Raw genomic sequence first — 23,448 nt, 5'->3', positions numbered from 1 at the left:
CGCGGAACGCGGACTGCGCGGACTGCGCCTCGGTGACCGACTACCCCTGCGGACCGGTGCGATCCCCGGCCGGTCGGCGTCATGTACGGCCCGCCGCCCGGAGCGACTCGCCGGACGGCCGAGAGCACGGCAGCAGGAAGGGGCCAGAGCGCCGTCATCGGGGACGAGACAAGACGGGGACCGGAAGCAGACCGAAGGCGACGACGGGAACCCGAAGAGCCACTGACCCGGCATGGACGGAGCACCGGAAGAGGCGAACCGAGACCGGGGGCGTCACCGGCGTGAGACGGACCTGAGCAAGCGCCGCCGACTCGCACGGCAGGGTCCCGTCGGGCCGAGGGCGGCCGGGGCGGCTGACGCGTCCGAGGCGGACGCGCCATTGGGAGGGGGGAGGTGAGCCGGAACGGGCACCACCAGCGGGACAGGCCGAAGTGGGCGTTGCCCGCTCAGGCACGCGCCCGAGGAGGGCGTGTGGCCGGAATCGGTAGGTCGTGGGCGGCGGGACCGGCAGATGTTTCCCGAGTGGCCGCCGTTACGGATGCGGCCATGGTTGCGGCTGGATTCAGTCGACTTCGACCGAGGAGCACATCCGCCCATACGGATGTTTTCGCCGCAAACCTGCAGCGGCGTCACCGTGTTCAGGTCACGGTGACGCCGCTGCTGGGGGGAAGCGCCTGAGCGATCTTTAACGACGGGGGAATCGCGTCAGGCACTGCGGGGGGTGGCTGTGACGGCTGCGGAGGCCGGAGGCTCCGGCCGGGCGAGCTGGTCGTCGCGCTGGTCGAGGTTCACGAAGATCATTCCGTACCGGACGGCACACCGTACCGGCTGCGGCGCGCCGCGCGGACGGCGCAGACACCGGAACGCCCGGATGTCCTCGTCATCGTCCCGGGTGACCACCACCGGCTCGCCGAACACGGTCACCATCAACGAGTCACCGCTGTGGGGGATGGCGGTGGCCAGGTCGATGAAGTGCCAGCCGGAACGGTAGGCGGTGGCCATCTCCCGGCGGAAGGACCGGTCGTCAGGGGGTGTGGTCACGTCAGCCCCCGGAGCCGTCGTCTGCGGCCCCAGTGTTCAGGGCCACCGCCGGCCAGTGACTGTCCGCCCGGACGTCGCTCTTCGCATCGGAGAGGCCACTCAGTGTTCCGAAGGCCACAACGGCTGAGAAGGCGATGACAAGCACCGAGCGAAGCATTCTCTTACCCATAGTCGGCTTCGTCCTCACTTGAAGGTCTCCTCTTCCCCCGTCGGATACGACGATGGCTCATTCGGGCACGTCATCGCCACACAATCGATGCATCATGTTCCTGCACGTTCAGGACCCTGGGGGGTGGAGATATGGCAGCAAATCGGAACAGAGGGACACATCCCCACACGGTTACCGAGCTGTGCGAAGAAGGAGGCCGTCTCTATGCGCACGCCTTGCGCACCGGACGCATCGAACGCACGGAGGTGGAGAACACCCCGTGCCTGATGGAGCTCGCACTTCTCCACCCCGATCCCGATGACGCGGACTGGCTGCGCCCCGTTCCCCCGTCGGTCGCCCTGTCCCAGCGGCTCAACCCCATAGAGCGCGAGATAGCCGAGCGCAGGCGCCTGTCGGTCGAGCTGGCCGACGCCTTCGAACCGTTCATGGCCCTCAGCGCCGGGGAGACGACGCCGACTCACTCGATCACGGTGCTGGAGGGCGGCGACCGCATCAACGGGGCACTCAACCTCGCCACGTCGCAGTGCCAGAACGAGATGCTCACGATCCAGCCGAGCGATCGCGGCTCCGAGCGCAGCCTCCTCCAGGGGCTGGAACGAGACAGGCCACTGATCGAACGTGGTGTGCGGATCCGGACCCTCTACCAGCACACGGCCCGTTACAGCCCGGAGAGACTGGCCTATGTGGCTCAGCTCTCCAACGGCAAGGCCGAGTACCGCACCATCGACGAGGTGGTCGAGCGCCTCATCATCTGCGACGAGACCGTCGCTTTCATCCCCACCAGGGACGACCAGCAGGTGGCCCTGGAACTCCGCCACCCGGGCCTCGTCCGTTACCTGATCAAGGTCTTCGAGTTCATGTGGGGCCGCGCCGTCCCACTGAGCGCCGGCGCGCCCTACGAGACGGCGCCGGGCGGCATCACGGAGATCCAGCACTCCATCGCCAAACTCCTCGTGGAGGGCCACGTCGACGAGGCCATAGCCCGCCGCCTCGGCATGAACGTGCGCACGTGCCGCGCCCACATAGCGAAGCTGGCCACGGCCCTGGGCAGCGGCAGCCGGGCCCAACTCGGCTATCTGATAGCCCAGTCGGGGATCCTGGACCAGGACCCAGGACAGCCCGGAGAAGCGAGCCGCATGTGAGCGTCGAGGCGCATGGGCACAGAGCGGACGAGTTGTGCGAGCAGGGCCTGAAGCTGTACGAGCGGGCGCTGCGTGAGGGCGGCCTCCGACGGACGGACGCCGGCCCGGCCTCCTGCCTGACCGCACTCGGTCTGCTGCACCCGGACATCACCGACGACCAGTGGTTGCGTCCTCTCCCGCCCGCCGTGGCCCTTCCGCGCCTTCTCGGGAACATCGCGGAGGACATCGCCCGGCAACGCCGGCGCGAGTCACGACTGGCGGACATGCTGCAGCCCCTCATCGAGCTCGGCACCCGGCACGCGGCCTCCGCCGACGCCGCCTCCTTCACGGTCCTGAGCGGGATGGACAACATCAACGCCCGCATCGGCCGGATGATGGCCGAGTCGACCGGAGAACTGCTCGCCGTGCAACCGGGCGGCAAACGCCCTCCCGCACTCCTGAACGCCGACCTGGCCCGGGAGCGGGACATGCTCTCCCGAGGCGGCCGCATGCGCACGCTCTACCAGCACACCACGCGCCACGATCTCGCGACCCTCGCCCACTTCGAGCAGCTGGACGGCGACGTGGAGGTCCGTACCCTCGACGAGCTGCCCAACCGCATGGTCGTCATCGACAGGTCCGTGGCCTTCATCCCCGCGAACGAGGATCGCAGCATGGCCATGGAGGTCCATCACCCGGCCGTGCTCTCCTACCTCACCACCACCTTCGACATCCTCTGGCGGATGGCGACGCCCATGTACCCGCAGGCGGTCCAGCCGCCCTCGGTCAACGGCATCACCCCCCGCCAGCGCGCCATTGCCACCCTTCTCGTCGAAGGCCACACGGACACCGCCATCGCGGAGCGCCTCGGCATGAACGTCCGAACCGCCCGCGTACACATCGCCAAACTCGCCGCCACCCTCGGCAGCGAGAGCCGCGCCCAGCTCGGCTACCTCATCGGCCGGTCGGGGATTCTGGAGCAGGAGCGGGAGCAGGAGCGGGAGCAGGAGCGGGAGCAGGAACGGGAGCAGGAACGACAGCGGTAGACGCCGCTGTGGTCGTCCCCGTGTCCCCCGGTACGGAATCAGTACTCGGCGGACCGTCCGACCGCCTGGGTGATCCATGCCCCCCATGGAAGCTCGCGCCTCACCAGGAGCGCTGACCAGCTCCTGCGACGCTCACGATGACAGCGACAGTCGACACCGAACGTTCCACGGGGAAGGTGCACGCCTTGAGTCCGGACACGTCAGCGGCCGTCCGGCGACTGCCCGCCGTCGACGCGCTGCGCGGCTTCGCGCTGCTCGGCATCCTCATGGTGAACAGCACGCAGATCATGGATCCGTATGTGTCGGCAGCGGTTCGTACGGTCTCTCCCGCTACGGGCGCGTGGGTACGGCCGCGCTGATGGTGTTCGGCTGTGCCGTGTACGGCGCCCAGCTCGTCGTCAGCCGGTGGTGGCTGGAGAGGTACAGGCAGGGGCCCGCCGAGTGGCTGCTCCGGGCGATCACCCTGGCGAGGCCGCCGCGACGACGGGAGCCCGCGGGTCCGTGACGGACGCCCCGACGGGCGAAGGCCCGAGGTCACCTCGCGCCGATCCCTAGCGCGACGAGGGCGCGGACGCGGCCCGGAGCACGTCCCCCGCCGGTCCGGAACGCGGCGGCCCGTCCAGCCCCGCCTGCGCGATCCGTACCCCCAGCTGCGTACGGCTCGCCGCCCCCAGCGTCTCCGACAGCCGCGCGATATGGGCTCGGCACGTGCGGACGCTGATGCCGAGGCGTTCCGCGACCACCGCGTCCTGGTGGCCCTCCGCCAGCAGGGCGGCGATGGAGCGTTCGCGGTGGGTGATGCCCTCGATGCCGGTCGAGGGCAGCGCGGCGGCGAGGGGGATGCCCAGGCGCCAGAGCCGTTCGAAGACCGTCACCAGGTACTCGATCAGGGCCGGGTGGCGGATCTCCAGGGCCATCGTGCGGTCCGCGTTCGCGGGGATGAAGGCCACCGTGCGGTCGAAGACGATGAGGCGTTCCACGACCTCGTCCAGGGTGCGCGCCTCCGCCGCGTCCCCCATCAGCTCCATGTACGTGTGCAGGCCCTGCCCGTGCCGCGCCACGTGCGTGTACAGGTCGCGCATCCGGACGCCCCTGCGGCGCATCTCCAGCGCGCGGTGCAGGCCCTCGCGCAGTTCGTCCTCGCGGCGGATGCCGCCCGGCTGCACGGTGAGCACCTCCGCCGTGCACGCCTCGGTCGCCTGGTCCATGGCGGCCCGGATGCGGGACAGCCCGTCCAGGACGCGGATCGCCGTGCTCTCGGCCGCCGGCTGCACCCGGTCGCCGCCGAGTCCCGCGTACCACTCCACGGCCGCCACCGCCGCGCCCACCCGTGCCTGGCTCGCGCTGACCTCCGCGTGGACACCGCGCAGCAGCCGGGTCATGACCTCCTGGGGAGAGGTGGGCACCAGCCAGCCCATGTCGTCGGGGTCGGGGTGCAGCAGCGCCAGGTCGACCAGGCAGGGCACCGTCTCGGCGTCCTCGCGCGGCACGCGGCCCCGCCGTACCGCCCGGGAGTACACCCGGTCCCCGGCCTCGCACAGCCGGTCGGCACCGTGGGGGTGCGCGTTCCGGCCGTCCACGTCCCGGCCGTTTCCGTCCCGGCCATTACCGTCCCGGACGCCGTCGTGCGGATAGGCGCCCGCCCCGTGCCCGGCCATCTTCCACCCCTGGCTCCAGCGTTTTCCGCAGCGCAACTATGCGCGGCCCGTCCGGTCTCCGCAACACGGGCCGAACGCGCGAGTAAGCGGGACTGACCTAAAAGATCCGGACTTCTCCCCGCCTCCGTCCGGGCCTCTGCAACAAGTTGACGGCGTGGAACGCCGTACCGTTCCCGTCACCCCGGAACTCGTCTCCACCCGGCTCCGCGGCGCCCTGAGCAGCCCCGGCGGGCCTGGCCCCGGCCCGCCGCGAGCGCACGAGGCCCTCAGGTCACGCCCTTCACCCGTGCTCTTGCCCACGCGAGCCGCTACAGATCGGACAGTGATCAATGTGTTACGTACCGCGTAGGCGCCGGACGCCCGAAGAACGGAAATGACGCATACGCGTTGGCGACGTGGACGCGGGAGGGCGAGGCGGTACGACGACGCCGCCCCGGTCACGAACGGACCGGGGCGGCGAACGGACCAGGGCGGCGGTGCGGGGCAGAGACGGAGAAAAGAGACGGGGGAAAAGACGGGGAAAGAGCGGCCGGGTGACCGGGTCTACTCCGACAGCCCGATCTCCGCGCACGCCGCCTTGTACTTGGCCGTGCAGATCTCCTTGACCGTGTAGATCTCGTCCGCGATGACCGTGTCCTCGATGTTCTCCGTGGTCAGCGCCACCACGGGCACCAGTCGCGCCGGGATCTTCTCGTGCGTCGGGGAGTCGACCTTGTCACGGGTGAGGGCCTCGAACTCGATGGAGCGGCCCTGGACCCTGGCGACGGCCATCTCGGCGGCGGTGCTCGCCTCCTGCGGGTAGGACTTGTAGACGCTCATGTACTGGTCGCCGGCGACGATCCGCTGCACCGCGGCCAGCTCGGCGTCCTGCCCGGTGACGGGCGGCATCTCGGTCACCCCGGCGGTCTTCAGGGCGTCGATGACGGCGCCCGCGATGCCGTCGTTGGCCGCGTAGACCCCGGCGATGTTGTCCACCCCGACGGCCGTGATCGCCTCTCCCATGTGGACCCTGGCGTTCGCCGGGTCCCAGTCCTTGACGTCGTACGTCTTGGCGATCGTCACGTTGTCCTGGAGCTCGCCCAGGGCACCCGCCTTGAACTGCGCGGCGTTCGGGTCGGTGGTCGCCCCGTTCATCATGATGATCTTGCTGGCGGCGGAGTCGCCCAGCTTGTCGGTGAGCGCCCGGCCCTGCACCTGGCCGACGAGTTCGTTGTCGAAGGAGACGTACGCCTCGATCGGGCCCTGGGCCAGCCGGTCGTAGGCGATGACGGGGATGCCCGCCTCCTTCGCCTTCTCCACGCCGCTCGCGATCGACTTGGCGTCGACGGCGTCCACGAGCAGCACGTCGACCTGGTCGGTCACCATCTGCTCGAGCTGGCGGAGCTGTTTGTCGGCGTCCGCCTCCGCGTTGGCGTACTCGACGTTCCCCTTGCCGTTGGTCAGCTCGGCGACCTTCTCCTTGATGATGGGGTAGTCGAACTTCTCGTAACGGGCGTTCGCCTTCTCCGGCAGGAGGAGGCCCACCGTGATGTCGTCGCCCTTCGTGGGGCTCGCCTTGCTCTCGTCGCCCGCGCCGTCCATGACGCCGCAGGAGGCGAGGGAGAGAGCCGCGGCGGACGCGGCCAGGGCGACGGCCGTCCGGCGCAGGACGGGACGACGTATACGGGTGCGGGTGTTACGGATGTTCACATCAGGTGCCTTCCGGGCGTGGACGCGACTATGCGACCCAGTGGCTGAAAGCCAACGCCGTGATCACCTCATGGTCAAGAAGTGACCGCTTAACGAGATGACAACGGTGTTCTGTGTTCTCGATGTGAAGAGAGTAGAGCTTTGGGGCCATGGGGAGGACTCACGTCTTCCACTTTGTGAGCCATTACGCGCCATCGGGCCCGTCTTGGGCCCAACTCCGGCCCTGGTCGCGGCTGTTATCTCCCGGTAGACGATTTTTGTCCGCATACGAAAGGACCCGGAGGCCACAACGGCCTCCGGGCCCTCACGAACGTGTGGAGCGGGAGCGGTGTCAGTCCGAGGACTGCCGGCCCTTGGGGCGCCACACCACCAGGGCGCTCGTCTGCTGGACCTCCTGGTACGGCACGAGGTCGCGGCGGTACGAGGCGTGGACCGCGGCCTCGCGCTGCCGCATGGCCGCCGCCGCGCCGTCCAGCGCCCCCTCCAGCTCCGCCACCCGGGACTGCAGCGCGGCGACCTGGTTCTCCAGTTCGATGATGCGCTTGATCCCGGCGAGGTTGATGCCCTCGTCCTGCGACAGCTGCTGCACCTGGCGGAGCAGCTCGATGTCACGGGCCGAGTAGCGCCGGCCCCGGCCCGCGGTGCGGTCGGGGGAGACGAGGCCCAGGCGGTCGTACTGACGCAGCGTCTGCGGGTGCAGACCGGAGAGCTGGGCCGCCACCGAGATGACGTAGACCGGGGTCTCCTCGGTCAGTTCATACGGGTTACGTCGACGGCCGTCCATCTGGTCATGCTCCCTTCGCGGCCTGGAACAGCTCCGCCCGCGGGTCCTCGCCCGCGGTCGCCTCGCGGTACGCCTCCAGGGCGTCGCGAGCCTTGCCCGACACGTCCTTGGGCACCGTCACCTCCACGGTGACCAGCAGGTCCCCGCGGGTGCCGTCCTTGCGGACCGCGCCCTTGCCGCGGGCCCGCATCGTACGCCCGTTCGGGGTGCCCGGCGGCAGCTTCAGCGTGACCGGCGGCCCGCCCAGCGTGGGCACGCGGACCTCGCCGCCCAGTGCCGCCTCGTCGAACGTCACCGGCACGGTCACCGTCAGGTTGTCGCCCTTGCGCCCGAAGACCGGGTGCGCGTCGACGTGCACGACCACGTACAGGTCGCCCGCCGGACCGCCCCGCTCACCGGGCGCGCCCTTGCCGCGCAGCCGGATCCGCTGGCCGTCCGAGACGCCCGCGGGAATGCGCACCTGCATGGTCCGCGACGACTTGGCGCGCCCCGAGCCCTTGCAGACCTCGCAGGGGTCCTCGGCGATGAGGCCGCGGCCCTTGCAGTCCGGGCAGGGGTCGGTGAGCGAGAAGCCGCCGCCGGAGCCGCGCGCCACCTGGCCGGTGCCGACGCAGGTCGGGCACACGCGCGGTGTGCCGTTCTTGTCGCCGGTGCCGGAGCAGGCCTTGCACGGCTGCTGGCTGGACATGCGCAGCGGTACGGTCGCGCCGTCCACGGCCTCCGTGAAGCTCAGCGTGACCTCGGACTCGACGTCCTGGCCGCGCCGGGGCTGGGTACGGGCACCGGTGCCCGCGCCGCCACGGTTGAACAGGCCGCCGAAGACGTCACCGAGCCCGCCGCCGAAGCCGCCGGCCCCCGATCCCCCGCCGCCCTGGGCGCCGCCTCCGAAGAGGTCGCCCAGGTCGAAGTTGAACGATCCGCCACCGGCGCCGGGGCCCGGACGGAAGCCGCCGTTGCCGAAGAGGGCGCGCGCCTCGTCGTACTCCTTGCGCTTCTTGGGGTCGCCGAGCACGTCGTTCGCCTCGGAGATCTCCTTGAAGCGCTCCTCGGCCTTGGCGTTGCCCTTGTTGGCGTCCGGGTGGAACTCGCGGGCGAGCTTCCGGTACGCCTTCTTGATCTCGGCCTCGGTGGCGTCCTTGGGGACGCCGAGGACCTTGTAGTAGTCCTTCTCGATGAAGTCCTTGGTACTCACCCTCGACGTCCCTCCTCCCTCGTCGTCCGAGCTACGTCAGCCCTCGTCCGGGCCACCGTTCTCCTTGTCGTCGCCCGCCGCGTCGGCTCCGCCGGCCCCGTTCTCGTCGGATCCCTCGGCCTTGACCGTCTGCGCGCCCGGCTGCGGCTCGGCGACCGCCACCCGCGCGGGGCGGATGGTGCGCTCGCCGATCCGATACCCCGGCTGCAGAATCGCCACGCACGTCGTCTCCGTGACGTCCGGCGCGTAGGAGTGCATCAGAGCCTCGTGGATCGTCGGGTCGAAGGGCTCGCCCTCCTTGCCGAACTGCTGGAGCCCCATCTTGGCCGCGACGGTCTCCAGCGACTCGGCGACGGACTTGAAGCCGCCGACCAGCTCGCCGTGCTCCCGCGCGCGGCCGATGTCGTCGAGCACGGGCAGGAGCTCGGTCAGGAGGTTCGCGATGGCGATCTCCTTGACCGCGACCCGGTCGCGCTCGACCCGGCGGCGGTAGTTCTGGTACTCCGCCTGGAGCCGCTGGAGGTCCGCGGTGCGCTCACCGAGCGCGGTACGGGCCTGGTCCAGCTGGGCCACGAGGGCCACGTCGCTTGCGTCCCCGGCCGGGGCCGCCCCCTCCTGGGGGGCGGCCTTCGGCTCGGCGTCGTCGGGGGTCGCGCCGGAGGGGACGTCGGGCTGCTTCGGCTGCTGCTCGTCGAAGCCCGGGGTCTCCTCGGTCACGCGGCACCGTCCTTGCGGTCGCGGTCCTCGTCGACGATCTCGGCGTCGACCACGTCGTCGTCGGCCTTGCCGGCACCGGCACCGGCGCCCGCGTCGGCACCCGCGCCACCCGCGGCCTGCGCGCCCTGGGCGTCGGCGTACAGCGCCTGGCCCAGCTTCTGCGAGACGGCGGCGACCTTCTCGGTGGCGGTGCGGATCTCGGCGGAGTCCTCGCCCTTGAGCTTCTCCTTCAGCTCGGCGACAGCGGTCTCGACCTCGGTCTTGACGTCACCCGGGACCTTGTCCTCGTTGTCCTTGAGGAACTTCTCGGTCTGGTAGACGAGCTGCTCGCCCTGGTTGCGGGTCTCGGCGGCCTCGCGGCGGCGGTGGTCCTCCTCCGCGTACTGCTCGGCCTCCTGGCGCATCCGGTCGACCTCGTCCTTCGGCAGCGAGGAGCCGCCGGTGACGGTCATCTTCTGCTCCTTGCCCGTGCCCAGGTCCTTCGCGGTCACGTGCATGATGCCGTTGGCGTCGATGTCGAAGGAGACCTCGATCTGCGGGACGCCGCGCGGGGCCGGCGGCAGACCGGTCAGCTCGAACATGCCGAGCTTCTTGTTGTACGCCGCGATCTCGCGCTCGCCCTGGTAGACCTGGATCTGCACGGACGGCTGGTTGTCCTCGGCCGTCGTGAAGATCTCCGACCGCTTGGTCGGGATGGTCGTGTTGCGCTCGATGAGCTTGGTCATGATGCCGCCCTTGGTCTCGATACCGAGGGACAGCGGGGTCACGTCGAGGAGCAGGACGTCCTTGACCTCACCCTTGAGGACACCGGCCTGGAGCGAGGCGCCGATGGCGACGACCTCGTCCGGGTTCACGCCCTTGTTGGCCTCCTTGCCGCCGGTCAGCTCCTTGACGAGCTCGGCGACGGCGGGCATACGGGTGGAGCCGCCGACGAGGACGACGTGGTCGATCTCGTTGATCGAGATGCCGGCGTCCTTGATGACGTTGTGGAACGGCGTCTTGCAGCGCTCCAGCAGGTCCGCGGTCAGCTGCTGGAACTGGGCGCGCGTGAGCTTCTCGTCCAGGTGCAGCGGGCCCTCGGCGGAGGCCGTGATGTAGGGCAGGTTGATCGAGGTCTCGGTGGACGAGGACAGCTCGATCTTGGCCTTCTCGGCGGCCTCGCGGAGGCGCTGGAGGGCCATCTTGTCCTTGGACAGGTCCACGCCGTGACCGGACTGGAACTGCTTGACCAGGTAGTCGACGACGCGCTGGTCCCAGTCGTCACCACCGAGGTGGTTGTCACCGTTGGTGGCCTTCACCTCGACGACGCCGTCGCCGATCTCCAGGAGGGACACGTCGAAGGTGCCGCCACCGAGGTCGAAGACGAGGATCGTCTGGTCGTCCTTGTCGAGGCCGTAGGCCAGGGCGGCGGCCGTCGGCTCGTTGACGATGCGCAGGACGTTCAGACCGGCGATCTCGCCGGCCTCCTTCGTCGCCTGGCGCTCCGAGTCGTTGAAGTACGCCGGAACGGTGATGACGGCGTCGGTGACCTTCTCGCCCAGGTAGGCCTCGGCGTCCCGCTTCAGCTTCTGCAGGATGAAGGCGCTCATCTGCTGCGGGTTGAAGTCCTTGCCGTCCAGGTTGATCTTCCAGTCAGTGCCCATGTGGCGCTTGACCGAGCGGACCGTCCTGTCGACGTTCGTGACCGCCTGGCGCTTGGCGACCTCGCCGACCAGCACCTCACCGTTCTTCGCGAAGGCGACGACGGACGGCGTGGTCCTGGCGCCCTCGGCGTTGGTGATGACGGTGGGCTCGCCGCCCTCCAGAACGCTGACGACGGAGTTAGTCGTGCCCAGGTCGATGCCGACCGCACGTGCCATTTCGATTCCTCCAGCTGACTTGAGTGGAACGGGCTCAAGTGTGCATCACAGCCGCCGCTGGGTCAACAGACCTGAGCCCAGGGGACTCAACTCTTATTCCGTACTTACACGCAAGGTGCTCCCTCGCCCTTCTGACCAGGGAGTTCCCGTGGCGAGCCGAGAGCGGGCCCCGCAGGCCACGGCCCGCACACGGGGTGACAACGACGTGCGGGCGCGCTCGGTACGGTCCGGCGGTCCCGGATCAGGCGGTGGACTGCCGGCGCCCCGACTCAGGGACGCTTGTGGGAGACGGCAGCGGGCACAGCCGGTGCGGGTGCCGCGGACGCGCGGGGCGCCGGGGATGCCTGGGCCGGCGGCTCTCCGGCAGGGCCACCTTCCGGACACTGTCGGCCCCGGCCCTCCGGGTACCCCCGGTTCCGGCCCTCCGGGTACCCCCATCTCCGTAAACAGGCACGCGCAGCAGGCCGAGAACGGTCACCGCCGCCACCGCGGCCACCCACAGCGCGGCGGCGGGGCCCATCCACAGCATGTGGACGGCGAGGCCGACGAAGGCCGAGGCGAGGGTGGTGGCACCCAGAACGACCACGGCACCCTGTGCGGTGAGACCGAGCCGGCGCAGCCGGTGCGCGAGATGGTCCGGCGCGCTGCGCCACAGCGGCCGCCCGGCCCGGTGCCGCGCCACCAGGACGAGCACGGCATCGGCGCTGACCATGGCCGTCAGCGCGAACGGGACCCCGGGCCCGGCCCCGCCGTGCGCGCCCTGCACCAGCACCACCCCGCCCGCGATCAGGAACCCGGCGAACAGCGCACCGCACTCCCCGATCAGCACGCGCGCGGGAGGCCAGTTGTGCATGAGCACCCCGGTGAGCGCGGCGGCCAGCACACTCAGCAGCGCGGCCAGCCCGTCCATGACCTCGGCGGCGGCACACGCGGCGGCCGTGAAGGCGGTGACGATCCCGACGGCCCCGAGGGCGCCGTCGCAGCGTCCGAGCCCCTTGAAGGCGTGCACGACGAGGACGATCCACCCGATGCTGGGCAGCGCGAGGAGGAGCCCGATCTCGTCGTACGGCACGACGACCGCGGCGGCGACGGCGATCCCGGCCACCCGGATCCGGAAGGGCAGCCCCCGCGGCCCGCGCAGGTCGGCGGCGAGCCCGAGCACCGCCAGTCCGAGCGCCGCCAGGAGCAGCCGCCCGCCGTCACCGGCACCGAGTGGTGCGCCCCCGGCCCACGCTCCGGCCCCGGCCACGGCACCGGTCGCGGCGACGAGGGCGACGCCCCCGCTCAGCGGTACGCCGCGGGCCCGCCGCCGCTCGGCCAGGCCGAGGCGCAGCGCGGGCACACGGGTGGCCGCCGCGAGGGCGGAGGCGAGGAGGAGGGCGGAGGCGGCGGTGAGGATCCCGTACAGCACGTACCGAGGTTATGACCGTTTGCACCAATATTCGGTGAATAACACGATCTGTTCGCGAGAGAGCAGTTTCCGGAAGGGCGGACGGAGAGCGGAGAATGGGGCGGTGACCTGCGCGTCCATACCGCGTCCCGAAGCCGTGACAGCGGACACTCAGGCCACCCTCAGCGACTCAGATCACTGCACGCCTGACTACAGTGCGGCGCCAGATGTGGGTAGTCTCAGAGGACTACATAAGTTACCGCTTAGTAATCAACCGTCGGGGTAGGCGAAGAGCCCCGCAAGCCCCGCAGAAACCCTCGCAGGCCCGAGGAGCCCCCGAATGCAACTCGCCGCGATCATCGTGTCGCTGGTCCTGACCGCGGTCGGCGTAGCGCTGATCGCACGCGCCGTCGGCCAGTTCGTCCGGTACTTCCGGCTGGGGCAGCCCGTACCCGCCGGCACCCGGACCGACAACCCCTACCAGCGCAGCGTGACGCTGGTGAGGGAGTTCCTCGGTCACACCCGGATGAACCGCTGGGGCATCGTGGGCATCGCCCACTGGTTCGTGGCCATCGGCTTCCTGACGCTGCCGCCGACGATCATCACCGCCTACGGCCAGCTCTTCAAGGCGGACTGGACGCTGCCGATCCTCGGCGGCTTCCTGCCGTACGAGCTGTACATCGAGTTCATCAGCGCGATGACCACCCTCGGCATCCTGGTGCTGATGGTGATCCGCCTGCTGAGCCTGCCCTCGCGGCCGGGCCGCAAGTCGCGGTTCACGGGCTCGAAGATGGGCCAGGCGTACTTCGTCGAGTACGTCATCCTCACCATCGGCCTCGCCATCTACGTGCTGCGCGGCCTCGAGGGCGCCCTGCACCACGTGGACGGCTACGAGGCGGCGTACTTCGCGTCGTACCCGCTGGTCCTGGCCTTCAAGGGGCTGAGCCTCACCGCGCTGCAGAACCTGGTCTACCTCTTCGCGATGATCAAGCTGGGCACGACCATGATCTGGATGATCACGGTCAGCCTGAACACCAACATGGGTGTGGCCTGGCACCGCTTCCTCGCCTTCCCGAACATCTGGTTCAAGCGCAACGCCACCGGCGAGACGGCCCTCGGCGGCCTCCAGCCGATGACGTCGGGCGGCAAGCCGATCGACTTCACCGACCCGGGCGACGACGACGTCTTCGGCGTCTCGCAGGTCGAGCAGTTCAGCTGGAAGGGTCTCCTCGACTTCTCCACCTGCACCGAGTGCGGCCGCTGCCAGTCGCAGTGCCCGGCCTGGAACACGGGCAAGCCGCTCTCCCCCAAGCTGCTGATCATGTCGCTGCGCGACCACGCGCACGCCAAGGCCCCGTATCTGCTGGCCGGTGGCGGCAAGACGATGGAGGGCGAGGAGAAGGCGAGCGAGGAGCAGCTCAAGGACGTTCCCGCCGCCGCCCTCGCCGAGGCCGAGCGCCCGCTGATCGGCACGCTGGAGGAGAACGGCGTCATCGACCCGGACGTCCTGTGGTCCTGCACCACCTGCGGCGCCTGTGTCGAGCAGTGCCCGGTGGACATCGAGCACGTCGACCACATCGTCGACATGCGCCGCTACCAGGTCATGATCGAGTCCGCGTTCCCGTCCGAGGCGGGCACGATGCTCAAGAACCTGGAGAAGAAGGGCAACCCCTGGGGCCTGGCCAAGAAGCAGCGCCTGGAGTGGACGAAGGAAGTCGACTTCGAGGTGCCGGTCGTCGGCAAGGACATCGAGGACCTCACCGAGGTCGAGTACCTGTACTGGGTCGGCTGCGCGGGCGCCCTGGAGGACCGCGCCAAGAAGACCACGAAGGCCTTCGCCGAGCTGCTCCACATGGCGGGCGTGAAGTTCGCGATCATGGGCGGCGACGAGAAGTGCACCGGTGACTCCGCCCGCCGCCTCGGCAACGAGCCCCTGTTCCAGGAGCTCGGCATGGAGAACGTCATGTCCCTCAACGCCGCTTTCGGCGAGGAGATGGACGACGACGGCAAGGTGACGGAGGAGTCCCGCAAGCCGAAGTCGGCGAAGAAGATCGTCGCCACCTGCCCGCACTGCCTCAACACGCTCGGCAACGAGTACCCGCAGCTCGGCGGCGACTACGAGGTCATCCACCACACCCAGCTGCTGCAGCACCTCATCGACGAGGGCAAGCTGATCCCGGTGACCCCGGTCGAGGGCCTCATCACCTACCACGACCCGTGCTACCTGGGCCGCCACAACAAGATCTACACGCCGCCGCGCGAGATCATCGGCAGGGTCCCGGGCCTGCGCAACGAGGAGATGCACCGCCACAAGGAGCGGGGCTTCTGCTGCGGCGCCGGCGGCGCGCGGATGTGGATGGAGGAGCGGATCGGCAAGCGCATCAACAACGAGCGTGTTGATGAGGCGCTGAGCCTGAACCCGGACATCGTCTCGACCGCCTGCCCGTTCTGCCTGGTCATGCTCACGGACTCCGTCAACGGCAAGAAGAACGACGGCAAGGCCAAGGAGTCCATCCAGGTCGTCGACGTCGCCCAGCTGCTGCTGGACTCGGTCAAGACCCCGGTCACGGACGACGAGCCCCCCGCGGGCGCGGCCGAGACGGAGGACGCGCCCGAGCCGGAGCCGGTGAAGTAACCGGGCACCGCGCGAGTACGGAAAAGGCCACCTCCCCGCTGAGACGGGGAGGTGGCCTTTTCCGTACCCCGCGCATCACAACATCCGCACAGCGCACAGAAATGCTTCACGATCCCGTACAACCCTCGCGCGCCTCTGTGTGTCTCCTGTTAGCCAACTGCGCAGTGAAACCCGGACGTTCACCGGGCGAACCGGGGCAGACGGCACACCATTCGACGGGGGACGCCGGTGTGGCGTTCCGCATGCCGCAGGAGAATCCCGCATGCACAAGCACTCGCGCCTCGCCCTTGCGACGGCCACCGCCGCCGCGCTGGCGGGCGGTCTGCTCACCTTCTCGGCCACGACGGCGACGGCGGCCGACTCCGTCCACCACCCCGTGGCGGACTTCAACAACGACGGCTACGGCGACGTCGCGTACTCGGCCGGCGCCGCCACCGTCGGCGGCAAGAAGAGCGCCGGCCAGATCGTCGTCCTGTACGGCTCGGCGAGCGGTGTCACGTCCGCCAAGCGCGCCGTCATCAGCCAGAACACCTCCGGGGTGCCCGGCGGCGGCGCGGAGACCGGCGACGGCTTCGGCTGGATGAGCGCGTACGGCGACTTCAACGGCGACGGGTACGACGACCTCGCCGTGGCGGCCACGTACGAGGACCTGGGCAGCGACAAGGACGGCGGCACCGTCGCGATCCTGTGGGGCTCGGCGAAGGGCCTGTCCGGCGGCACCACGATCAAGGACGCGGCGCCCTCCTCGCACGACCGCTGGGGCCGGTCCCTCGCCGCGGGTGACTTCGACGGCGACGGCACGGAGGACCTCGCGGTCGGCACCACGTCCAACCGCGTGTACGTCTTCAAGGGCGGCATCACCAAGTCGGGCACGTCCGGCGGCCAGTACTCCTTCACGGTGCCCCTCCAGTCCGGCGGCGTCGCCGGCACGCTCAACCTCACCGCCGGCGACATCAACGGCGACAAGCGGACCGACCTGGTCGTCGACGGCTACGAGACCGACAGCGACATGGGCTGGAACACCAACTACTACGTGCCCGGCTCGGCCTCCGGCCTGAAGGCGTCGAGCGCGAAGGAGCTGAGGCGCGGTGTCATCACCGGCATCGGCGACGTCAACGGCGACGGCTACGGGGACATCGTCACCGGGCAGAGCTGGGACCCGGGCAAGGACAGCAGCGACACCGTGCCCGGCTCGTCCACCGGCGGCAAGGTCAACATCATCTACGGTTCCGCGAGCGGCCCGGCCACCGTCAAGGCCGTGACCCAGAACTCCGGCAACGTGCCCGGTTCCTCCGAGCGCGGCGACTGGTTCGGCAGCGAGCTGTCCCTCGGCGACGTCAACGGCGACGGGAAGACGGACCTGGTGGTCGGCGCGCCCGGCGAGGACCTGGACGGCGTGGCCAACGCGGGCGGGGTGACCGTCCTGTACGGCTCGGCCTCCGGGGTCAACACCGCCTCGGGTTACCAGTTCTTCGCCCAGTCCACGGCCGGCGTCCCCGGCACGGACGAGAAGAACGACTACTTCGGCGGCGAGGTGAAGCTCTCCGACGTCACCGGCGACGGCAAGGCCGACCTGACGGTCGGCGCGTACGGCGAGAACAGCCACGACGGCGCGGTGTACTACCTGCCGTCCAACGGCAAGAAGATCACCACGACGGGTTCCCGTGCCCTCTCCCCGGCCTCGGTCGGCGTGTCCACGGACGCGACGCCGGAGTTCGGCGGCAACGCGGCCAACTGACGCGCCCCTCTTCACCCGTAGGGCCCGCACCCCTTCACCCGCAGGGCCCGCACCCCCTTGCCGGCAGGGCCCGCCCCCTCCAACCGCAGGGGCCCGCACCCGCCGACGGTGCGGGCCCCGCACCGCCCACCCCGAAGCCCCGGAGCCCCTCTTGCGCAAGCGCACCCTCCTCCTCGCCACCGCCCTCACCACCGGCCTGCTCACCGCCCTCCCCGCGACCGCCCAGGCCGCCCCGTCGGGCCTGTCCGGCGACTTCAACGGCGACGGTTACCGCGACCTCGCGATCGCCGCCCCCCTCGGCAAGATCTCCGGCAAGTCCCGCGCCGGATACGTCGCCGTCCTGTACGGCACGAAGAGCGGCCTCAGCACCACCAAGCGCCAGGTGATCAGCCAGGCCGTCACCGGCATCCCCGGCACCCCGGAGACGTCCGACTACTTCGGCGACCGCCTCACCACGGGCGACCTCGACGCCGACGGCTACACGGACCTGATCGTGGGCGTGCACGGCGAGCGGCTCGGCTCGAGGGACGAGTCGGGCGCGCTGACCGTGGTCTGGGGCGGCGCGTCCGGCCTCAAGACGGCCACCGACATCACCTCGCCCCTCCCGAGGTACCGCAACGAGCTGGGCTGGTCGGTGGCGACCGGCGACTTCGACGGGGACGGCGACACGGACCTGGCGGCGGCGAACATCGCCTTCCCCGAGCTGAACATCTTCAACGGGCCGATCTCCCGCAAGGGCAAGGCGCAGTCCCTGACCGGCATCGACACGTACGACCAGACCGGTATCAACACCGACAAGCTCGTCGCGGGCGACGTCACCGGCGACGGCAGGACGGACCTCCTGGTCATGGGCCAGGAGGAGATCACCGACGGCTACCGCACCCGCAGCGTCCTCTACAAGGGCTCCGCGACCGGCCTGAAGGCGGGCAGCAAGGTCGCGGGCGGCTACGAGGCGGTGATCGCCGACGTGAACAAGGACGGCTACGGAGACATCGTCACCGGCAACTTCATGGAGAAGTCCGCCGAGAACCCGAACGGCGGCCCCGGCGGCGCCATCACGGTGACGTACGGCGCCGCCAACGGCCTCAGCTCCCGCACCCCGGTCCGTATCACCCAGGACACCTCGGGCGTGCCCGACGCCGCCGAGCGGAACGACGCGTTCGGCTGGAGCCTGTCGGCGGGCGACGTCAACAAGGACGGGTACGCGGACATCGCGGTCGGCGTGCAGGGCGAGAGCATCGGCGCGGCCCAGCGGGCGGGCGCGGTGATCGTCCTGCGCGGCTCGAAGTCGGGCCTGACCGGCAAGAACGCGAAGGCGTACCACCAGAACACCTCGGGCGTCCCCGGCACCGCCGAGTCGTCCGACCACTTCGGCGACGCCGTCAAGCTCACCGACATCACCAAGGACGGACGCGCGGAGCTGATCGTCGGCGCGATGGGCGAGAACGACGGCGAGGGCGCGGCCTGGCTGTTCAAGACCACGTCCAGCGGCATCACCGGCACGGGCTCCAAGTCCGTCAACGGCAAGACGGTGGGCCGCCCCGCCGGACTCGCCTACTTCGGCAACGTCCTCGCGGGCTGACCCGCACCGTCCCCCTCCCCGGAGATGCCCATGCGTCTGCGCACCACCACGGCCCTCGCCGCGCTGCTCGCGGCGGGGGTCACCCCCCTGACCCTCACCTCCCCGGCCTCCGCCGCGGCCGCCAAGTACGCGGACGACTTCAACGGTGACGGGTACCGCGACCTCGCGATCGGCGACGAGGGCGCCACCGTCGGCGGCAAGAAGCAGGCGGGCGCCGTCATCGTCATCTGGGGTTCGTCCAAGGGCCTGGACCCCGCCCGGCGCACCGTCGTCTCGCAGAACAGCGCGGGCATCCCGGGCGCGGCGGAGACGTCCGACTTCTTCGGCAGGGACATCACGACCGTCGACCTGAACAAGGACGGTTACGCCGACGTCATCGCCACCGCGCCCGGCGAGGAGGACGGCGCCTACAACGGTGTGTTCACCGTCCTGTGGGGCTCGAAGTCCGGCCTGACCAGCGGCAGCGCGTACAGGAACCCGAAGCACAAGGACCGCGGCTTCGCCAAGGACATCGCCGTGGGCGACTTCGACGCGGACGGCAGGCAGGACGTGGTGGCGGTCGACGACCAGAACATCTGGTACCTGCGCGGACCGTTCACCAAGTCCGGCTCCCGGGGCAAGGCGACCGACTTCGACCCGATCGACGGCGAGAACATCGACCCGGAGCTCGTGGTCTCCGGCAAGGTCACCAAGGACGGCACCGCCGACTTCGCGGTCCTCGGCCGGGACTGGGACACGGACGACGACCGCGTCTGGTTCTACAAGGGCGGCAAGGGAGGACCGAAGAAGACCAAGAAGGTGAACCTGCCCTCCTCGGCCTCCCTCCTGGAGGGAAGCGCCACGATCGCCGACTTCGACAAGAACGGCTACGGCGACCTCGCGATCGGCGGCCGCCGCTCGGGCAAGGGCGGCGGCGTGTACGTCCTGCGCGGTACCTCCACGGGCCCCAGCACCTCGGCGAAGACCATCACCCAGTCCACGTCGGGTGTTCCCGGCACCCCGGAGTCCTGGGACGACTTCGGCAGTGACGTCTCGTCCGCCGACACCAACGGCGACGGCTACCCGGACCTCGCCGTGGGAGTGCCGGGTGAGGTACTCGGCGACAACTGGGCCGCCGTGGGCGGCGTCACGGTCCTCCGGGGCTCGTCCTCCGGCCTGACCGGCAAGAACGCCCGCAACTACGACTACGCCACCGCGGGCGTCGCAGGCGTACCGAACGAGGACAACGACGCCTGGTTCGGCGACTCGGTCCTGCTGCGCGACTTCAACCGAGACGGCCGCGCGGAACTCGTCGCCGCCGCACCCGAGTCGATCCCGGGACGCCTGCACCTCCTCCCCGGCACCTCCTCGGGCCCGACGGGCAAGGGCTCCCAGATGCTCACGCTCAAGACCCTCGGCCTGACATCCCTGTCCAACCTGTATGCGGAACTGGCGGACTGACACCCATGAGACGACTCCGATCCCGCACCACCCTGGCCACCGCGACGGCGGTGGCCCTCACCGCCGGCCTGCTCGGCCTGGCCACGGCCGCCCCGGCGACCGCCGCGGCCGCCAAGTACGCCGACGACTTCAACGGCGACGGGTACCGCGACTACGCGGTCGCCTCGTACGGCCCGGACTACGAGAGCAAGGGCGGCGGCGTCCAGGTCACCTTCGGCACGAAGAGCGGCCCGGGGACGAAGACGCAGTTCGTCGACCAGTCGAGCCCCGGCGTCCCCGGCTCGGACGAGGCGGGCGACATGTTCGGCGACGCACTCGCCGCCGCGGACTTCAACGCGGACGGCTACGGCGATCTCGCGGTGACCGCCCTCAACGAGGACGTCGCCGGCAGCAGCAACGCGGGCGCGGTCACCGTCCTGTGGGGCAGCCCCAAGGGCCTCTCCGGCGGCACGGCCGTACCGAACAAGGCGGGCAAGAACTCGTACCACATGGGCTCCGACCTGGCCACGGGCGACTTCAACGGCGACGGCAAGAAGGATCTGGCGCTCGTCAACGCGGGCAAGGCGTACGTCTACCGGGGCTCGATCGGCAAGTCGGGCGTACGCGGCTCGGTGACGACCCTCGACAAGACGGCGTTCGACGCCACGGCCCTGATCGCCGGAAAGGTCACCAAGGACGGCAAGACGGACCTCGTCGTCATCGGCGACGTGGTCACCGACAAGTACATCGCCTCCGACGCCTGGTTCGTCAAGGGCGGCAGCGCCAAGCTGTACCCCGGCAAGTCGCTCCGCCTGGAGTCCCAGACCGGCAACGGCGGCACCACGGAGCGCGGCGGCGACGGCGTCATCGCCGACTTCGACAAGGACGGCTACGGCGACATCGCCATCGGCACGCCGATCCACTCCAAGCTGAGGGGCCGTGTATCGGTCTGGTACGGCGCGTCGGCGGGCCCGGGCACGTCGGCCCGCTTCACCCAGTCGACGACCGGCCTGACCGGCAGCCCGGAGGCGTACGACGAGTTCGGCGGCAGCGTCTCGGCGGGCGACGTCAACGGCGACGGCTACAAGGACCTGGCGGTCGGCGTCCCCGGCGAGTCGGTCAAGGGCAAGGAGTACGCGGGCGGCGTCCACGTCCTGTACGGGCGGTCCTCCGGCCTGACCGGCAAGAACTCACAGTGGTTCGACCGCGACACGGCGGGAGTCCCCGGCGCGCTGAAGGCGGACGACCAGCTCGGCTACACGGTCCGCCTCCGCGACACGAACAGGGACGGCAAGGCCGACCTGTACATCGGTGGCAGCGCGAGCGGCGTACGGCTGCTGGGGTCGTCCAAGGGCGTGACCAAGACGGGTGCGACGACTCTGGAGTACGAGGACGTGGTGCTGCGGGGGACGCTTCAGTAACGGTAACTGTCGCGTATGTGGTGCAGGAGGGCGGCGAGCCCGGTGGCGGTGGTGGTCAGCATCGTGCCGGGCTCGTCGTTCTCGCGCAGCCGCAGGGCTTCCGGGGTGGCGGCGACCTCGATGCAGTTGGGTGCGTCCTCGTCGCTGGAGAACGAAGACTTCTGCCAGACGGTGCCCACGGCCATGTCGGGCTTCTCCTCTCACATCAGCGATCTCCGCGCAAGTGACGTATGAGAGCTGCGAGCCCAGTACTCGTTATCTGGACGACGCTGCCAGGTTCGTCGCTCTCACGGAGATAGAAGGCGCCTTGCCGGGAGGCGAGTTCGACGCAGTCGTCGTGGTCGATCCCACCGGAGAACGAGGACTTCTGCCAGGCGTCGGGTGCCATGTCGCGGTCCCTCACATCTGCTGTACGAGGCGATGGATGAAGTCTCTCGACTCTACGACGCCCAAAGCAGCCTGCTCGATCGTGCGGAGGACACCTCGGTAGCGGCTCAGCTGAGCCTCTCCATCCAGGTAAGCCCCGCCATGCGCCGTGTCCACCAGCACGGTGTCCAACTGCGGCACGGCGCCGCTCGCGTACACCAGCGGAGCACTGATCCCAGCGAAACCGTCGACGTCGAAAGGAACCACGCGGACGGTCACTTGCGGACGCTCGGACTGGTCCAGGATGTGCAGCAACTGCTTCCGCGCTGCCTTGCTGTCAGCGGCCCGCGTACGGAGGGCCGCCTCGTGTATCACGGCCTCATAGCCGATTCTGCCCAGGACCTCCTGGCGCCGCCGCCGAAATCGGATCCGCGCCTCACGCTGCTCCCCGGTCGGCGCTACCGGCGAGTTGAAGATGCCCCGGATATGGTCCTCAGTCTGCAGGAGCCCGGGGACATGCACGTTCTGAAAGGTCTCCAGCGTTACGGCGTGATGCTCCAGCTCGGCCACGTTCAAGTACCCGGACGGCACCTTGCCCCGGTATTCCTCCCACCAGCCGCGTTCTCGCTCGGCCGCCATGGCCGCCAATGCGTCGACCAGAACGTCGTCGCTGCACGCGTACTGGCTGGCCAGGTACCGCACGCGCTCCGCGCTCACCCCGACCCGTCCGGCCTCGGTGCTGGACAACTTGCTCTCCGCGATACCCGATGCCTGCGCTGCAGCCCGGAGGGTCAGTCCGGCCCGTTCCCTGAGTTTGCGCAGCTCGGCACCGAGCCGTTCCTGACGTGCGGTGATGACAGCTCTGGAGGCCATGCGCCCCTTCTCTCGGGCTAGTTGAGGGCTCCGAGTATCCCAGTTCCGGTTGACCGAGGGAAAGCTTTACCTCTACCGTCTGTGACGCACCGCACACGCTGTGAAACCCGGGAGCCCGGAAGTGCACCGCGCCGTCATGCCATGGCGGGCGCGGCAGAGCCACCGCTCGTGACATTCGCAGCCGCCCACCCACGCCTACCGCCGCCTCCACCAGGAGATCCGTATGTCACGAGCCCCGTGGGAGTACACCCTCTACATCCCCCACGACCCCCGAGCCGTAGGCATCTGCCGACGCACCCTCCGCGACATCCTGACCACCCACGACCTGCCCGCCCTCGTCGACCCGGCGGAGCTGCTCGCCTCGGAGCTCATCTCGAACGCCGTCCGGCACACCGAGGGTCCGGCCGCACTGAAGCTCAGACTGTCCGGGCCTTCCTTCCGCCTCGGCGCCTGGGACACGGACCCCACGCCCCCGGCCACCACCGCCCCTCACCCACACGGCGAGTCCGGCCGCGGCCTCCACCTCATCGACGCCTGCTCCGACGACTGGGGCTGGTTCCAGGTCCACCGCGACGGCGCCCACGGCAAGTACGTCTGGTGCGAGCTCGACGCGAGGAACGGACCCAGGTGATCCCCAGTGCCCCTAAGGGAAGCCCCACAGCACCCTTAGTGGATGTCACAGCTCGGCCGCAAAGCCGGGTCCGCGAGCCCGGGCCCGGCCCACCACGCGCCGTAAGCAGGTACGTTC

The 23,448-nt window shown here is 69.9% G+C and carries 21 protein-coding genes; 10 read left to right on the top strand and 11 right to left on the bottom strand.

The window, feature by feature from the left end:
• Window positions 1–705 precede the first annotated feature (705 nt).
• A complete protein-coding gene (locus tag IE242_RS17595) occupies window positions 706–1,041 on the bottom strand; it encodes a Rieske (2Fe-2S) protein (RefSeq protein ID WP_189860222.1) in 336 nt (111 codons plus the stop codon).
• A gap of 300 nt (window positions 1,042–1,341) precedes the next feature.
• Here IE242_RS17595 and IE242_RS17590 point away from each other — a divergent pair, with 300 nt between their 5' ends.
• The 4 genes from IE242_RS17590 (at window position 1,342) to IE242_RS37755 (ending at window position 3,882) form a co-directional block, all read left to right on the top strand.
• Window positions 1,342–2,352: a helix-turn-helix domain-containing protein gene (locus IE242_RS17590; RefSeq protein ID WP_189860220.1), complete on the top strand. Its 1,011-nt coding sequence runs from the start codon at window positions 1,342–1,344 to the stop codon at window positions 2,350–2,352.
• Entirely contained in the window at window positions 2,349–3,377 is a 1,029-nt protein-coding gene (locus tag IE242_RS17585; RefSeq protein WP_189860218.1) for a LuxR C-terminal-related transcriptional regulator, read from the top strand. The genes IE242_RS17590 and IE242_RS17585 overlap by 4 nt, the downstream gene beginning before the upstream one ends.
• Window positions 3,378–3,514: 137 nt before the next feature.
• Entirely contained in the window at window positions 3,515–3,736 is a 222-nt protein-coding gene (locus IE242_RS37760) for a hypothetical protein (protein WP_229859048.1), read from the top strand.
• Window positions 3,736–3,882: a DUF418 domain-containing protein gene (locus IE242_RS37755; RefSeq protein ID WP_229859046.1), complete on the top strand. Its 147-nt coding sequence runs from the start codon at window positions 3,736–3,738 to the stop codon at window positions 3,880–3,882. The genes IE242_RS37760 and IE242_RS37755 overlap by 1 nt, the downstream gene beginning before the upstream one ends.
• Window positions 3,883–3,928: 46 nt before the next feature.
• Here IE242_RS37755 and IE242_RS17575 read toward each other — a convergent pair whose 3' ends face one another.
• The 7 genes from IE242_RS17575 to IE242_RS17545 all read right to left on the bottom strand — a co-directional run bounded on the left by IE242_RS17575 (window position 3,929) and on the right by IE242_RS17545 (window position 12,687).
• A complete protein-coding gene (locus IE242_RS17575; RefSeq protein ID WP_229859044.1) occupies window positions 3,929–5,035 on the bottom strand; it encodes a helix-turn-helix transcriptional regulator in 1,107 nt (368 codons plus the stop codon).
• 543 nt (window positions 5,036–5,578) lie between these two features.
• Window positions 5,579–6,724, bottom strand: coding sequence for a sugar ABC transporter substrate-binding protein (locus tag IE242_RS17570; RefSeq protein WP_373299528.1), 1,146 nt, complete (start codon window positions 6,722–6,724; stop codon window positions 5,579–5,581).
• A 331-nt stretch (window positions 6,725–7,055) separates the two neighbouring features.
• Complete coding sequence (locus IE242_RS17565; RefSeq protein ID WP_030573370.1) at window positions 7,056–7,508, bottom strand: heat shock protein transcriptional repressor HspR; 453 nt, start codon at window positions 7,506–7,508, stop codon at window positions 7,056–7,058.
• Between the two features lie 4 nt (window positions 7,509–7,512).
• Window positions 7,513–8,700: a molecular chaperone DnaJ gene (dnaJ, locus tag IE242_RS17560; RefSeq protein WP_189860215.1), complete on the bottom strand. Its 1,188-nt coding sequence runs from the start codon at window positions 8,698–8,700 to the stop codon at window positions 7,513–7,515.
• A gap of 36 nt (window positions 8,701–8,736) precedes the next feature.
• Complete coding sequence (gene grpE, locus IE242_RS17555; protein WP_189860213.1) at window positions 8,737–9,417, bottom strand: nucleotide exchange factor GrpE; 681 nt, start codon at window positions 9,415–9,417, stop codon at window positions 8,737–8,739.
• Window positions 9,414–11,276, bottom strand: a complete 1,863-nt coding sequence (dnaK, locus tag IE242_RS17550) for a molecular chaperone DnaK (protein ID WP_189860211.1) — start codon at window positions 11,274–11,276, stop codon at window positions 9,414–9,416. Before dnaK ends, grpE begins: the two co-directional genes overlap by 4 nt.
• Before the next feature lie 241 nt (window positions 11,277–11,517).
• The gene (locus IE242_RS17545) at window positions 11,518–12,687 is read right to left on the bottom strand and encodes an MraY family glycosyltransferase (protein WP_189860209.1); all 1,170 of its coding nucleotides are present in this window, start codon (window positions 12,685–12,687) and stop codon (window positions 11,518–11,520) included.
• 319 nt (window positions 12,688–13,006) lie between these two features.
• Between IE242_RS17545 and IE242_RS17540 the strand changes: the two genes are divergently transcribed.
• The 5 genes from IE242_RS17540 (at window position 13,007) to IE242_RS17520 (ending at window position 21,461) form a co-directional block, all read left to right on the top strand.
• Window positions 13,007–15,301 carry a (Fe-S)-binding protein gene (locus tag IE242_RS17540; protein WP_189860207.1) on the top strand — a complete coding sequence of 765 codons (2,295 nt, stop codon included), beginning with the start codon at window positions 13,007–13,009 and terminating at the stop codon, window positions 15,299–15,301.
• A 262-nt stretch (window positions 15,302–15,563) separates the two neighbouring features.
• Window positions 15,564–17,039, top strand: coding sequence for an FG-GAP and VCBS repeat-containing protein (locus IE242_RS17535; protein ID WP_189860205.1), 1,476 nt, complete (start codon window positions 15,564–15,566; stop codon window positions 17,037–17,039).
• A gap of 151 nt (window positions 17,040–17,190) precedes the next feature.
• Window positions 17,191–18,621 carry an FG-GAP-like repeat-containing protein gene (locus IE242_RS17530; RefSeq protein ID WP_189860203.1) on the top strand — a complete coding sequence of 477 codons (1,431 nt, stop codon included), beginning with the start codon at window positions 17,191–17,193 and terminating at the stop codon, window positions 18,619–18,621.
• Window positions 18,622–18,651: 30 nt separating this feature from the next.
• A complete protein-coding gene (locus IE242_RS17525) occupies window positions 18,652–20,061 on the top strand; it encodes an FG-GAP-like repeat-containing protein (RefSeq protein ID WP_189860201.1) in 1,410 nt (469 codons plus the stop codon).
• A gap of 5 nt (window positions 20,062–20,066) precedes the next feature.
• Window positions 20,067–21,461, top strand: a complete 1,395-nt coding sequence (locus IE242_RS17520; protein WP_189860199.1) for an FG-GAP-like repeat-containing protein — start codon at window positions 20,067–20,069, stop codon at window positions 21,459–21,461.
• Here the strand turns inward: IE242_RS17520 and IE242_RS17515 are convergent.
• From IE242_RS17515 to IE242_RS17505, 3 genes are read right to left on the bottom strand one after another with little or no spacing between them, the layout of a single operon-like run.
• Complete coding sequence (locus IE242_RS17515; protein ID WP_189860197.1) at window positions 21,455–21,646, bottom strand: DUF397 domain-containing protein; 192 nt, start codon at window positions 21,644–21,646, stop codon at window positions 21,455–21,457. The genes IE242_RS17520 and IE242_RS17515 overlap by 7 nt on opposite strands.
• Window positions 21,647–21,666: 20 nt before the next feature.
• The gene (locus IE242_RS17510) at window positions 21,667–21,849 is read right to left on the bottom strand and encodes a DUF397 domain-containing protein (RefSeq protein WP_189860195.1); all 183 of its coding nucleotides are present in this window, start codon (window positions 21,847–21,849) and stop codon (window positions 21,667–21,669) included.
• An 11-nt stretch (window positions 21,850–21,860) separates the two neighbouring features.
• Complete coding sequence (locus IE242_RS17505; RefSeq protein ID WP_189860193.1) at window positions 21,861–22,700, bottom strand: helix-turn-helix domain-containing protein; 840 nt, start codon at window positions 22,698–22,700, stop codon at window positions 21,861–21,863.
• A gap of 223 nt (window positions 22,701–22,923) precedes the next feature.
• Here IE242_RS17505 and IE242_RS17500 point away from each other — a divergent pair, with 223 nt between their 5' ends.
• The gene (locus IE242_RS17500) at window positions 22,924–23,331 is read left to right on the top strand and encodes an ATP-binding protein (RefSeq protein WP_189860191.1); all 408 of its coding nucleotides are present in this window, start codon (window positions 22,924–22,926) and stop codon (window positions 23,329–23,331) included.
• The last annotated feature ends 117 nt before the right edge of the window (window positions 23,332–23,448 follow it).

This window comes from Streptomyces poonensis (assembly GCF_014650915.1).
GTDB classification, from domain to species: Bacteria; Actinomycetota; Actinomycetes; order Streptomycetales; family Streptomycetaceae; genus Streptomyces; species Streptomyces poonensis.
This window is presented reverse-complemented; position numbering and strand designations above follow the sequence as displayed.